Source organism: Pseudomonas sp. PA-4-8C (assembly GCF_021606625.1).
Taxonomy (GTDB): Bacteria; Pseudomonadota; Gammaproteobacteria; order Pseudomonadales; family Pseudomonadaceae; genus Aquipseudomonas; species Aquipseudomonas lactis.
This window is the reverse complement of record NZ_WKCD01000147.1, coordinates 1-13,090: the sequence shown is the minus strand read 5'-3', so window position 1 is coordinate 13,090 and position 13,090 is coordinate 1. Positions and strand designations below refer to the sequence as shown.

The 13,090-nt window shown below is 61.7% G+C and carries 12 protein-coding genes; all 12 read left to right on the top strand.

Annotated elements, in window-relative coordinates:
* On the top strand, positions 1–878 hold an 878-nt coding region (locus tag GIW04_RS19600; protein ID WP_236479139.1), incomplete at its 5' end, for a glycosyltransferase.
* Entirely contained in the window at positions 875–2,866 is a 1,992-nt protein-coding gene (gene arnA, locus GIW04_RS19595; protein ID WP_003191221.1) for a bifunctional UDP-4-amino-4-deoxy-L-arabinose formyltransferase/UDP-glucuronic acid oxidase ArnA, read from the top strand. The genes GIW04_RS19600 and arnA, both read left to right, overlap by 4 nt.
* Positions 2,866–3,750: a 4-deoxy-4-formamido-L-arabinose-phosphoundecaprenol deformylase gene (gene arnD / locus GIW04_RS19590; protein WP_003191222.1), complete on the top strand. Its 885-nt coding sequence runs from the start codon at positions 2,866–2,868 to the stop codon at positions 3,748–3,750. Before arnA ends, arnD begins: the two co-directional genes overlap by 1 nt.
* Positions 3,747–5,402 (top strand): lipid IV(A) 4-amino-4-deoxy-L-arabinosyltransferase, encoded by a 1,656-nt coding sequence (arnT, locus tag GIW04_RS19585; protein ID WP_236270265.1) that lies wholly within the window; start codon positions 3,747–3,749, stop codon positions 5,400–5,402. The genes arnD and arnT overlap by 4 nt, the downstream gene beginning before the upstream one ends.
* Complete coding sequence (arnE, locus tag GIW04_RS19580; RefSeq protein ID WP_034135650.1) at positions 5,399–5,746, top strand: 4-amino-4-deoxy-L-arabinose-phosphoundecaprenol flippase subunit ArnE; 348 nt, start codon at positions 5,399–5,401, stop codon at positions 5,744–5,746. The genes arnT and arnE overlap by 4 nt, the downstream gene beginning before the upstream one ends.
* Positions 5,743–6,156: a 4-amino-4-deoxy-L-arabinose-phosphoundecaprenol flippase subunit ArnF gene (gene arnF / locus GIW04_RS19575; protein WP_120248050.1), complete on the top strand. Its 414-nt coding sequence runs from the start codon at positions 5,743–5,745 to the stop codon at positions 6,154–6,156. Before arnE ends, arnF begins: the two co-directional genes overlap by 4 nt.
* A complete protein-coding gene (locus tag GIW04_RS19570; protein WP_014718468.1) occupies positions 6,153–7,535 on the top strand; it encodes a UDP-glucose dehydrogenase family protein in 1,383 nt (460 codons plus the stop codon). Before arnF ends, GIW04_RS19570 begins: the two co-directional genes overlap by 4 nt.
* Complete coding sequence (locus tag GIW04_RS19565; RefSeq protein WP_120248051.1) at positions 7,536–9,158, top strand: ArnT family glycosyltransferase; 1,623 nt, start codon at positions 7,536–7,538, stop codon at positions 9,156–9,158. It begins immediately after the preceding gene.
* A 320-nt stretch (positions 9,159–9,478) separates the two neighbouring features.
* Positions 9,479–9,667, top strand: coding sequence for a type VI secretion system contractile sheath small subunit (locus GIW04_RS19560; RefSeq protein ID WP_268939248.1), 189 nt, complete (start codon positions 9,479–9,481; stop codon positions 9,665–9,667).
* Positions 9,668–9,832: 165 nt separating this feature from the next.
* Positions 9,833–10,543, top strand: a complete 711-nt coding sequence (locus GIW04_RS19555; RefSeq protein ID WP_003191232.1) for an HPP family protein — start codon at positions 9,833–9,835, stop codon at positions 10,541–10,543.
* Between the two features lie 130 nt (positions 10,544–10,673).
* Positions 10,674–11,777 carry an enoyl-CoA hydratase/isomerase family protein gene (locus tag GIW04_RS19550; protein ID WP_094774868.1) on the top strand — a complete coding sequence of 368 codons (1,104 nt, stop codon included), beginning with the start codon at positions 10,674–10,676 and terminating at the stop codon, positions 11,775–11,777.
* 3 nt (positions 11,778–11,780) lie between these two features.
* Positions 11,781–12,932 carry an acyl-CoA dehydrogenase family protein gene (locus GIW04_RS19545; protein ID WP_120248052.1) on the top strand — a complete coding sequence of 384 codons (1,152 nt, stop codon included), beginning with the start codon at positions 11,781–11,783 and terminating at the stop codon, positions 12,930–12,932.
* The last annotated feature ends 158 nt before the right edge of the window (positions 12,933–13,090 follow it).

Sequence of the window (13,090 nt, the reverse complement as noted above, 5' to 3'; positions counted from 1 at the left end):
CCGCTCAACTGCTCGAAGACGCTGCCGCCGAAGACGGTAGCAACGTGGTAGCGGTGATCCTTAACCGCAACTACGGCCAGCACGCGGCGATCATGGCCGGCTTCGAACAGTGCCGTGGCGAAGTGGTGATCACCCTCGACGCCGACCTGCAGAACCCGCCGGAAGAAATCCCGCGCCTGGTCGAGCAAGCTGCCCTTGGCTACGACGTGGTCGCCACGGTGCGCAATAACCGCCAGGACTCGGCCTTCCGCCGCTGGCCGTCGCGCTTGATCAACCTCGCCGTGCAGCGCTCTACCGGCGTGGCCATGACCGACTACGGCTGCATGTTGCGCGCCTACCGCCGCACCATCGTCGACGCCATGCTCGCCTGCCGTGAGCGCAGCACGTTCATCCCGATCCTGGCCAACGGCTTCGCCCGCCACACCACGGAAATCCTGGTGCACCACGCCGAACGTGAGCACGGCGAATCCAAATACAGCGCCATGCGCCTGATCAGCCTGATGTTCGACCTGCTGACCTGCATGACCACCACGCCCTTGCGCTTGCTGTCCATCGTCGGTTTCAGCCTCGCGGCGCTGGGCGTGCTGTTTGCCTTTGCCCTGATCGTCATGCGCCTGGCGTTCGGCGCCGACTGGGCTGGCGATGGCCTGTTCGTGCTGTTTGCGGTGTTGTTCGTGTTCACCGGTGGCCAGTTCATCGGCATGGGCCTGCTGGGCGAATACCTGGGCCGCATGTACAGCGATGTACGTGCCCGCCCACGCTTCTTTATTGAAAAAGTGCTGCGCAACCAACCGGCAGCACCGGCTCCAGTCGTCGTGGTCGACGGCCTGGTGTCTTCCCATACGTCTACTTCTTCTTCGGATCAGGTCCAGTCATGAGTTCAAAAGCTGTTGTATTCGCCTACCACGATATTGGCTGCGCAGGCATTGAAGCGCTGCTCAGCGCCGGTTACGACATTGCCGCCGTGTTCACCCATGCCGATGACCCCAAGGAAAACAACTTCTACGGTTCCGTCGCCCAACTCTGCGCCCGCAATGGCATCCCGGTACATGCTCCGGAAGACGCCAACCACCCGCTGTGGATCGAACGTATTGCCAAGCTGAACCCGGAGTACATCTTCTCGTTCTACTACCGCAACCTGCTGAGCGAACCGCTGTTGGCCACCGCCCGCAAAGGCGCGTTCAACCTGCACGGCTCGTTGCTGCCTAAGTACCGTGGCCGCGCCCCGGCCAACTGGGTGCTGGTCAACGGCGAAACCGAAACCGGCGTGACCCTGCATCGTATGGTCAAGCGTGCCGATGCCGGCGCCATCCTGGCCCAGCAGACTGTCGCCATCGAACGCAGCGATACCGGCCTGAGCCTGCACGCCAAGCTGCGTGATGCGGCCACGGCTCTGCTGCGTGATGCCCTGCCACAGCTGGCCCAGGGCAAGCTGAGCGAAACCGCTCAGGACGAAAGCAAAGCCACCTATTTCGGTCGTCGCACCGCCGCCGATGGCAAGCTGGACTGGAAACAGCCCGCCGAGCAACTGTTCAACCTGGTGCGTGCGGTGACCCAGCCGTACCCGGGCGCCTTCTGCGCCGTGGGCGAGCACAAGCTGATCGTATGGCAAGCCGACGTAGTCAAGGGCAACGAAGGTCTGGCGCCTGGCCGTGTGATCAGCGTCAACCCGCTGCGCATTGCCTGCGGTGAAGATTCCCTGGTGGTCAAGTTCGGCCAGCGCAACGAAAACGGCCTGTACCTGGCAGGCCCGTCCCTGGCCGATGAACTAGGCCTGGTGGATGGCTCTGTACTGCGCGGCGCCGAGTCGGGTCGCAAGCCGCGCCGTACCCGTGTGCTGATCCTGGGCGTCAACGGCTTTATCGGTAACCACCTGTCCGAGCGCCTGTTGCGTGACGACCGCTACGAAGTCTACGGCCTGGATATCGGCTCCGACGCCATCGAACGCCTGCGCAGCCACCCCAATTTCCATTATGTGGAAGGCGACATCAGCATCCACACCGAGTGGATCGAGTACCACATCAAGAAATGCGACGTGGTGCTGCCGCTGGTGGCCATCGCCACGCCGATCGAATACACCCGTAACCCGCTGCGCGTGTTCGAACTGGACTTCGAAGAAAACCTCAAGCTGGTGCGCTACTGCGTCAAGTACAACAAGCGCGTGATTTTCCCGTCGACCTCCGAAGTCTATGGCATGTGCCAAGACCAGTATTTCGACGAAGACACCTCCAACCTGGTGGTGGGCCCGGTCAACAAGCAACGCTGGATCTACTCCGTCTCCAAGCAACTGCTGGATCGCGTGATCTGGGCTTACGGCGATAAGGGCCTGAAGTTCACCCTGTTCCGTCCGTTCAACTGGATGGGCCCGCGCCTGGACCGCCTGGACTCGGCGCGTATCGGCAGCTCCCGCGCCATTACCCAGCTGATCCTGAACCTGGTGGAAGGCACGCCGATCCGTCTGTTCGACGGTGGTGAGCAAAAGCGTTGCTTCACCGACATTGCCGACGGCATCGAAGCCCTGGCGCGCATCATTGATAACGACAATGGCGTGTGCGACGGCCAGATCATCAACATCGGCAACCCCGAAAACGAAGCCAGCATTCGCCAGCTGGGCGAAGAACTGCTGCGTCAGTTCGAGGCTCACCCGCTGCGCCACAACTTCCCGCCATTCGCCGGTTTCCGCGACGTCGAGAGCAAGGCGTTCTACGGCACGGGCTACCAGGACGTGGCACACCGCAAGCCGAGCATCGAAAACGCCAAACGCCTGCTGAACTGGGAGCCGAGCGTAGAGATGAGCGAAACCATCGGCAACACGCTCGATTTCTTCCTGCGTGAAGCCATGCTTGAAATTGCGGATAAAAAGTAATGCAGGCAGGTCTTCGCATCGACGTCGACACCTACCGCGGCACCCGTGAAGGTGTGCCACGGTTGCTCGACTCCCTGGCCGAAGCCGGGGTCAAGGCGACGTTCTTCTTCAGTGTCGGGCCGGACAACATGGGGCGCCACTTGTGGCGCCTGATCCGCCCGCAGTTCCTGTGGAAGATGCTGCGCTCCAACGCTGCCGGCCTGTATGGCTGGGACATCTTGCTGGCCGGCACCGCCTGGCCAGGCAAGCCGATTGGCCGCGACCTGGGGCATTTGATGCGCCAGGCCAAGGCCGCCGGGCATGAAGTCGGCCTGCACGCCTGGGACCACCACGGCTGGCAGGCCAACACCGGGCGTTGGAGCGAGGCACAGCTGGTCGAGCAGATTCGACGCGGCGTAGACACCTTGAGCGACATCCTCGGCGAGCGCATCGACTGTTCAGCGGCCGCCGGTTGGCGCGCCGATGAGCGCGTGGTGCAAGCCAAGCAAGGCTTCAACTTTCGCTACAACAGCGATTGCCGGGGCACCAGCCTGTTTCGACCAACCTTGGCCGATGGCAGCGCGGGCACCCCACAAATTCCGGTAGACCTGCCGACCTTCGACGAAGTCGTCGGGCCGGTGGTGGCTGCCAACGATTTCAACCGCTTCATTCTTGATCGGTTCAACGCGTCAAAGCTGAACGTCTACACGATCCACGCGGAAGTAGAAGGGATTCTGATGGCCAATGATTTTCGCCAGTTGCTCGCCCAGGCCGGGCAGCGCGGCATCGAGTTCAAAACCTTGGGCGAGCTGTTGCCCACGGATGTGACCACCCTGCCCCAGCAACAGCTGGTGCGCGGCGCCTTGAGCGGCCGCGAGGGTTGGCTGGGAGTGCAGCAGGCATGATCCGCCGCTGGGCTTTGCCCCTGCTCCTGCTGGCGTTCGCCGTGTTCTACCTGCTGCCGTTGGCCACCCATGGCCTGTGGATTCCCGATGAAACCCGCTATGCGCAAATCAGCCAGGAAATGCTGCTGACCGGCAAGTGGGCCGCGCCGCACTTCATGGGCATTCGCTACTTCGAGAAGCCAGCCGCAGGCTATTGGATGATCGCGCTGGGCCAGGCGATCTTCGGGCAGAACCTGTTTGGCGTACGGTTTGCCTCGGCCTTGAGTACCGGCTTGAGCATTCTGCTGGTGTATCTGGTCTCTCGCCGGTTGTGGAGCGACCCGCAAAAGAGTCTGGTCAGCACGCTGCTCTACATGAGCTTCGTCAGCGTGGCCGCGCTGGGCGGCTATGCCAACCTGGACCCGCAGTTCACCTTCTGGATCAATCTGACGGGCGTGGCCTTGTGGTTCTGTTTCGACAGCACCACGCGGCGCGCGCGCTTGTGGTCATGGGCCTTGCTGGTCCTGGCGTGCGGCATGGGCTTCATGACCAAGGGCTTCCTGGCGTGGTTGCTGCCGGTGCTGGTCGCCCTGCCCTACGCCGTCTGGCAAAAACGTTTTGTCGAGTTGTGCAAATTTGGCCCTGTTGCCGTGGTGGTGGCGATTGCTGTCAGCGTGCCGTGGGCGTTGGCTGTGCACCTGCAAGAGCCGGACTACTGGCATTTCTTTTTCTGGCACGAGCACATCCAACGCTTTGCCGGTGAAGACGCCCAGCACGCCGAACCCTTCTGGTATTACCTGCCGCTGCTGGTAGGGTTCGCGCTGCCGTGGGTCGCGCTGTTGCCGTCCGCGCTCAAGCAGGCCTGGCTGCAGCGGCGCGTGCCGAAAACCGCGTTCCTGCTACTGTGGCTGTTGATGCCCCTGGTCTTTTTCAGCCTGGCCAAAGGCAAGCTGCCCTCCTACATCATGCCGTGCATGCTCCCCCTGGCCTTGCTGATGGGCTCGGCCCTGAGCGACAAACTGGCTCAAGGCCGCGGCCGTGTGCTGCGCATCAATGGCTGGTTGAACTTGGTGATGGGTGTGCTGGTGTTGCTGGCCCTCAGCTGGTTCCAGTTGAAGAAGCCGGTCTACGAACCGGGTGAGGAAACCGTCAGCCTGGTGCTGGTGTTCATCTTTTTGTTCGGCTGGATCGTGGTCAATCTGCTGCAAGCGGCACGCCCCTTGGCATTGTGGGCCGCGCCGCTGATCGGCAGTGGATTTCTGGTGCTGCTGGTGCCTGCGGCGTTGCCCCATTCGGTGGTTTACAACAAGACCCCGGACCAGTTCATCATTGATCACATCGACGAGTTGCAGCCCAGCGTTGCCCTGCTGAGCAACGACCTGGGCGCCGCGTCGGCGCTGTCCTGGCGCCTCAAACGCCCGGATATCACGCTGTACAACACCTCGGGTGAGGTCAAGTACGGCCTGGCTTACGAGGACACGGCCCCGCGTCTGGTCGACCGTAACCGCATCCAGACGTGGATGGCCGAAACCCGTCGTACCGGCGCGGTAGGCGTGGTGATGCGCGTCAATAGCACCGGTGAAAAGGAAGAACTCGCACTGCTGCCCACCGACGGCAAACGGTATGCGCAAGGCAAGATCGTGATCCTGATTTTCCCGCAGGTCGCGCCATGATCACCCTGCTGCTACTGCTTACGGCCTGCCTGCTCACTTGCATGGGCCAGGTCTCGCAAAAGTTTGCTGTGGAAAGCTGGCGCGGCGTGCCGGATGGCTGGGCATCGAAACTGCGCTCGCCGTGGTTGTGGTCGGCGCTGGTGTGCCTGGGCCTGGGCTTGCTGGTGTGGCTGCTGGTGTTGCAGCGCCTGGAAGTGGGCATTGCCTACCCCATGCTCAGCCTGAATTTTGTGCTGGTCACGCTGATGGCGCGCTTTGTGTTCCACGAGCCCATTGATGGCCGTCACTGGCTGGGTGTGGGGCTGGTGATTGCCGGCGTGGTCTTGCTGGGGCGTCAGGTATGAGTCGCGTGCGGGGTTTCGCCCTGGCCCTGGGCAGTGTCGGCCTGGTGAGTGGTGCCCAACTGGGCATGCGCTGGAGTATGACGCGCCTGCCGCTCCCCTCTGAATGGCTGGCCGCCTTCACGGATAACAGCATCGACCTGGGCGCCCTGGGCGTGGTGATCCTGGCGATCGTCGCCTATGCGCTGTCGATGCTGTGCTGGCTCGGCACATTGAAGTACTTACCCCTGGGCCGCGCTTATTCGCTGCTCAGCATCAGCTACGCGCTGGTGTATTTGCTGGCCGCCAGCCTGCCAGTGTTCAACGAAAATTTCTCGCTTTCAAAAACCCTGGGGGTGGCTTTGGTCATCCTCGGTGTACTGGTTATCAACTCTCGTCGTGCTAGCACCTCAAGTCCCAGGAATACCCCATGAAAATCAGTGTATTTGGTAGTGGTTACGTTGGTCTGGTCCAGGCCACTGTATTAGCCGAAGTCGGTCACGATGTCATTTGCATGGACGTTGACAAGCACAAGGTCGAATCGCTGCAGAAAGGTCACGTGACCATCTTCGAGCCGGGCCTGGCAGCCATGGTCAAGGACAACCTGGAAAGCGGGCGCCTGCGCTTTACCCACGACGAAAAACTCGCCGTCGAACACGGCGAAGTGCTGTTTATCGCTGTGGGCACGCCGTCGGATGAAGACGGTTCGGCCGACCTGAAATACGTACTGTCGGTGGGTGATGCGGTTGCCCGCCACCGCGTGGCACCGGTGATCCTGGTGGAGAAATCCACGGTACCGGTCGGCACCGGCGACACATTGCGCGACCACATCCTCAATAACCTGCGCGCCGCCGGCCGTGAGCTGCAGTTCGATATCGTCTCCAACCCGGAGTTCCTCAAGGAAGGCTCCGCCGTTGCCGACTGCCGCCGCCCGGACCGGATCATCATCGGCTGTGAACGTGAAGAAGTACGTGACGTGATGCGCGACCTGTACGCGCCGTTCAACCGCAACCACGACCGCATCATCTTCATGGACCTGCGCAGCGCCGAACTGACCAAATACGCCGCCAACTGCATGCTGGCCACCAAGATCAGCTTCATCAACCAGATCGCCGAGCTGGCCGAACACCTGGGCGCCGACATTGAGTCGGTGCGCCTGGGCATCGGTGCCGACTCGCGCATCGGCTACCACTTTATCTACCCCGGCTGCGGTTATGGCGGCTCGTGCTTCCCCAAAGACATGCGCGCCCTGATCCACAGTGCCAAGCAGGCCAACTGCTCCAGCGACCTGCTCGAAGCCGTGGAAGCCATCAACCAGCGCCAGAAGAGCAAGCTGTTCGAGCGCATCAACGCGTTCTTCCAGGGCAACCTCAAGGGCAAGACGTTCGCTCTGTGGGGCCTGGCCTTCAAGCCCAACACCGATGACATGCGTGACGCCCCCAGCCGTGTGCTGATGGAAGCGCTGTGGGCCGCTGGCGCCAATGTGCGTGCGTTCGACCCGGAAGCCATGCAGGAAACCCAACGCATCTACGGGGACGACCCGCGCCTGATGCTGATGGGCACCCCGGAGTCCACCTTGGGCGGCGCCGATGCGTTGATCGTGTGCACCGAATGGCAGCAATTCAAGGCGCCGGACTTTGACCTGATTCACCAGCGCCTGAAAACCCCGGTGATCTTCGACGGCCGTAACCTGTACGACGGCGAGCGCCTGGCGCGCAAAGGCTTCAAATACTTCCCCATCGGCCGCGGCGATTCCTGCGAGTTGCCGATCCCCCAGCAAAACTGGGTGGAACAGGTCAAGGACGCTTGCTAGGTGAACATCGCCTTACCGTCCGCGCAGCGCGCAACGATCCGCCACCAGTCGCTGGGGCTTGGGATCTTGGCGCTGGTGCTGTTTATCGTCGGCAACTGGCACCAGGCGATCATCGGCTTTGATTCGCGCTTTGTGCTGTTTGCCCAGGAAATGCTGCGTCACGGGCCGAGTTTCTTTCCCACCACCTATGGTCAGCCGTATGCCGATTACCTGGCGACGTCGACCCTGTTGACGTGGCTGCTGTCGGTGCCCTTGGGCCAGGTCACCAGCCTGACGGCGTGGCTGCCCACTGCGGTCGCGTCGGCGCTGATTGTGGTGCTGGTCTATCGCCTCACTGCACCCTACTCGCCACGTTGGGGCCTGCTGAGTATTGCGATGCTGCTGCTCAGCAGTACGTTTGTCAGCGAAACCCGCGCAGTCTCCCTGGATCAGATGCTCGCCGCCGTGGCGTTGGCGGTGTTCTACCTGGGCTATGCCCATGACCATTTCGCCGCCGCCAAACGCCTGCATTGGGTATTTTTGCTGTTGCTGCTGGGGTTTGCCATTCGCGGCCCGATAGGCCTGGTGATCCCTACGGGCGTGTTGTGCAGCTACTACCTGATCAACCGCCAGTGGCGCCAGCTGTTCAGCTTTGGCCTGCTGGCACTGGCGCTGCTGGCAGCCTGCGTCGGCCTGTTGCTGCTGCTGGCCAAGCTCAGCGGCGGCGAAGATTTTATGCATGACGTGATTCGCATGCAGTTCCTTGGGCGCATGGATGGCAGCGAAGGCTCCGGCGGCGTGCTGTATTACTTCACCAGCTCTTTGGGCAATTACGCCCTGGCCTATCCACTGGCATTGTTAGTGCTGCTGGCGGTGCTGGTGGGCGGTCGACGTGCGCCGGACCCAGCGTTGAAGCTGGTGCTCTATTGCGCGGCAGCGGGTGTGCTGGTGATGTTGGGCCTGTCGGTACCCCAAGCCAAGAAAGCGCGTTATATCCTGCCGATGTTGCCGATGGCCGCGATCATTGCCGCGTACCCCTTCCAAGTCACGCAAGGGCGACTGTTTGCCTGGCTGCGCGCCTTGATGCTGGGCATCTGGACGCTGTTGCCAGCGCTGCTGGTCATTGGCCTGGTGGTGGCGCGACGGCACTACCCGGAGCCGCTGGCCGATCTTGCGCTCATCTTCGTCCTGCTTGGCGTGCTGCAGGTGCTGACCCTGCTGGTATTGGTCCGCTCGCGGATGCGCACCTACGGCCCCGCCCTGGCCGCCGTGCTCGCCCTGTGGAGCACCTACATCATGGTGGTCGAACCCCTGGAACGTCAGGTGTACGACACCCGCACCTTCAGCCTCGCCGTCAAGGCGCAAGTTCAGCTGCAACCGGCGCCGCTGGTATTGCATGCACTGGGCAAAGACGCGAAAGCCATCAAGTTCATGGTCAACTTCGATTGCGACAAGGTGCCGTTGTTTACTCAATTGCCCGCCGAATTGAAACCGGTCCAGGCGCCGGCATGGATAGTGATGAGCCAGACCGACTTCCAGGCGCTGGACGATCCGCGCCTGCGCTCAATCACGCCGACGCTCACGGCAGCGTTCGACAAAAACCCCTATGTGTTGCTGCATTTGGCAAAAACCTCGACGCCCTGAGTGCTTTTCCGGCTGCATTGTAAGAAAGAGCGCCCACTCTTCCACGAGTGGGCGGCTTTCATCATAGGTACCAAGAAAGTGCCTACATTTGTTTGCGTAATGGCTGGTGCACTTTCCCTTCCGGTGCTCGGAGCCCAACTGTAGACTCGCTGCCACGTGCACTCACTATCTACCACCCGACCGTCAGGACCAACCTGTAACGCTTGGGTCAGGGCACTTCACAACAACAAGGACGTTGTAGGCTGCCCGCGCGCGATGGCTTACTTCATTGAGAGGACAATGCCGTGCGAGATGACCTGTTAACCGTACCTTTACCCAGGCTGGATCGTTTGATGGCGTTGCGTGACGCACTGGTGGCGTTGAAGGGGCCGCTGGCCGACGATCCCAGGCTGCGCGAAGACCTGCAAGAGCGACTGTTCAATGAAGAAACCCACAGTCGCGTGCTGGGCAAGATCAACCCAACAACGGCCACAGCCACTGGGCCGATCACCTACGGCGACGCCGTTTAACTGCATTTGTTTTGCATTTAACATTCATTAATATGCAGTAGCGCCACTGAATCAAGCGCGGCACACTGCACAGGTTCCTTCCCCCAATGTTGGAACCTTCAAAGGGCTGTTCCGGGAAACCAGGCAGGCCTTTTTTTTCGCCCGCCGTTTATGGACCGTCTTTCAATGCTCGCTCGCTGGTTACCCGCTGCAATCAACACCCGTCCCGCCGAATGGAGCCGTGCAGCCATCGGCATGGCCCTGGGCACGCTATTGAGTGTCTGGGCGTGTGCCCAAGTATTCGGCATGGAGGTGGCCCTGCACCTGCTCGGCCCTCTTGGCGCCTCGGCGGTGCTGTTGTTTGCCGTGTCATCGGGCGCGCTGGCCCAACCCTGGTCGATCATCGGCAGTTACCTGTGTGCAGGCGTCGTGGCGCTGCTGGTCGCCCGCGTCCTGGGGCGCACCTTGGGCAGCGCGTGCCTGGCGGCGGGCATGACAGTGGTCCTCATCTGCTGGCTACGCTGCCTGCACCCGCCGGCCGGCGGCTTGGCCATGACCCTGGTGCTGGCCGACCCGGCATCCGTCGCCCTTGGCTGGTACGAACTGGCGCCGGTGATGCTCGGCGCTGGCGCCCTGCTCGCCTGTGCGCTGGCCTATAACAATGCCACGCGCACGCGTTACCCCAAGGGGCTTGCCGAGCCTGCACCGGTTATCCTGGGCACTGCCACCGCCGTCAGCGAGCCGAGCATCACGGCAGCCGACCTCAAGCTGGCGCTGGCCGAGATGGAACAGTTCTACGACGTCGAACCGACAGAGCTGGAGCAACTGATCCACGCCGCCGAGGGCCATGCCCGGCGTCGCAGTATCGGCGAGGTTCTGGCCAGCCGGGTGGTTTGACCGGCACTGCATAAATGCAACAACGACCTGCACGATTCCGGGTTGTACGGGGCAAATTTGCACTGGTACGATCACGTGAGAGTTCACCCGCGAACATCTTGATAAAGACAATAAAAGCAGGGAGTTAGAGATGACTGCTCAGGTTTCATCCCAAGCAAGCCACGCCGAGGTCCAGCAGGACGCTGTCCTGGCAAACGTGCGCAACCATATCGGCCACCTCACCCTCAATCGTCCCGCCGGCCTGAATGCCATCACCCTGGACATGGTTCGCCAGTTGGCCGCGCACTTGCAGGCCTGGGCCGATGACCCCGAGATCTACGCCGTGGTACTGCGCGGCGCCGGTGAAAAAGCCTTTTGCGCCGGCGGCGACATCCGTTCGTTGTACGACAGCTTCAAGCAAGGCGACACCCTCCACCAGGATTTCTTCGTCGAGGAATATGCCCTCGACCTGGCCATCCACCACTACCGTAAACCCGTACTGGCGTTGATGGACGGCTTCGTCCTCGGCGGTGGCATGGGCCTGGTGCAAGGCGCGGACCTGCGGGTGGTCACCGAACGCAGCCGCCTGGCGATGCCGGAAGTGGCCATCGGGTACTTCCCGGATGTGGGCGGCAGCTATTTTCTCTCGCGTATTCCTGGCGAACTGGGCACCTACCTCGGGGTGACCGGGGTGCAGATCCGTGCGGCGGATGCCTTGTATTGCGGGTTGGCAGACTGGTACATCGACAGCGCCAAGCTGGTTGAGCTGGACCAGAAATTCGACGGCCTGCAATGGCACGACTCGCCGCTCAAGGACTTGCAAGGCGTACTCGCCAAGCTCGCCGTGCAGCAATTGCCCGACGCCCCGTTGGCGGCCTTGCGCCCGGCCATTGACCATTTCTTCGGGTTGCCGGACGTGCCCAGCATCGTCGAGCAACTGCAACAAGTCACCGTAGCCGATAGCCACGACTGGGCGCTGACCACCGCCAACCTCATGCACACCCGCTCGCCCCTGGCCATGGCCGTGACCCTGGAGATGCTGCGCCGTGGCCGCCACTTGCCACTGGAACAGTGCTTTGCCCTCGAACTGCACCTGGACCGCCAGTGGTTTGAACGCGGCGACCTGATCGAAGGGGTTCGCGCCCTGATCATCGACAAGGATAAGTCTGCGAAGTGGAACCCACCCACCCTCCATGCGCTGAATGCCAGCCATGTCGAGAGCTTCTTCCGCGACTTCGTGCAGATTGGAAAATAAGCCATGCAAGATCTTGAATACACTGAAGAACAAGTGATGATCCGAGACATGGCGCGGGATTTTGCCCGTGGCGAAATCGCCCCCCATGCCCAAGCCTGGGAGAAAGCGGGCTGGATCGACGACGCCCTGGTGGCGAAGATGGGCGAGCTGGGCCTGCTGGGGATGGTGGTACCGGAAGAATGGGGCGGCACCTATGTCGATTACGTCGCCTATGCCCTGGCCGTGGAGGAAATCTCCGCCGGTGACGCTGCTACGGGCGCGCTGATGAGTATCCATAATTCAGTGGGTTGCGGGCCGATTCTCAACTACGGCACAACCGAACAGAAAAACACCTGGCTGGCCGAACTCGCCAGTGGCCAGGCCATCGGTTGCTTCTGCCTGACAGAACCCCAGGCCGGATCCGAAGCCCATAACCTGCGCACCCGTGCCGAGTTGCGTGACGGGCAATGGGTCATCAATGGCGCCAAGCAGTTCGTCAGCAACGGCAAGCGCGCCAAGCTGGCCATCGTGTTCGCCGTGACCGACCCGGAACTGGGCAAGAAAGGCATTTCGGCGTTCCTGGTGCCCACCGATACCCCAGGTTTCGTGGTCGACCGCACCGAGCACAAGATGGGTATTCGTGCGTCAGACACCTGCGCCGTCACGCTCAACCAATGCAAGGTTCCCGAAGCCAACCTGCTGGGTGAGCGCGGCAAGGGCCTGGCCATCGCCCTCTCCAACCTCGAAGGCGGACGCATCGGCATCGCCGCCCAGGCCCTGGGCATTGCCCGCGCCGCGTTTGAAGCCGCGCTGGCCTACGCCCGTGATCGGGTGCAGTTCGACAAGGCGATCATCGAACACCAGAGCGTGGCCAACCTGCTGGCCGACATGCAAACCCAACTCAACGCTGCGCGACTGCTGATCCTCCACGCCGCACGCCTGCGCACTGCCGGCAAACCCTGCCTGTCCGAAGCCTCCCAGGCCAAGCTGTTCGCCTCGGAAATGGCCGAACGGGTCTGCTCCAAGGCAATGCAGGTCCATGGTGGCTATGGGTACCTGGAGGATTACCCGGTGGAGCGCTACTACCGGGATGCACGAATCACGCAGATTTACGAAGGCACCAGCGAGATTCAGCGGATGGTGATTGCCAGGGAGTTGAAAAACTACCAGCTCTAACGGACACCACACAAAACCCTGTGGGAGCTGGCTTGCCTGCGATGCAGACACCTCAGTACATCAGACTACCGATCAACGGTAACCACGATGCGAAGCGAGCCGCTCTTGATCTTGCTCTTGATCTGCTTTTGATCTTGATCTTAGGCGCCCCGTTAAAC

Bases quoted from the DNA above. Each gene is read 5' to 3' on its own strand.
- arnA (WP_003191221.1), top strand. From the start codon at position 875: ATGAGTTCAAAAGCTGTTGTATTCGCCTACCACGATATTGGCTGCGCA.
- arnD (WP_003191222.1), top strand. From the start codon at position 2,866: ATGCAGGCAGGTCTTCGCATCGACGTCGACACCTACCGCGGCACCCGT.
- arnT (WP_236270265.1), top strand. From the start codon at position 3,747: ATGATCCGCCGCTGGGCTTTGCCCCTGCTCCTGCTGGCGTTCGCCGTG.
- arnE (WP_034135650.1), top strand. From the start codon at position 5,399: ATGATCACCCTGCTGCTACTGCTTACGGCCTGCCTGCTCACTTGCATG.
- arnF (WP_120248050.1), top strand. From the start codon at position 5,743: ATGAGTCGCGTGCGGGGTTTCGCCCTGGCCCTGGGCAGTGTCGGCCTG.
- GIW04_RS19570 (WP_014718468.1), top strand. From the start codon at position 6,153: ATGAAAATCAGTGTATTTGGTAGTGGTTACGTTGGTCTGGTCCAGGCC.
- GIW04_RS19555 (WP_003191232.1), top strand. From the start codon at position 9,833: ATGCTCGCTCGCTGGTTACCCGCTGCAATCAACACCCGTCCCGCCGAA.
- GIW04_RS19550 (WP_094774868.1), top strand. From the start codon at position 10,674: ATGACTGCTCAGGTTTCATCCCAAGCAAGCCACGCCGAGGTCCAGCAG.
- GIW04_RS19545 (WP_120248052.1), top strand. From the start codon at position 11,781: ATGCAAGATCTTGAATACACTGAAGAACAAGTGATGATCCGAGACATG.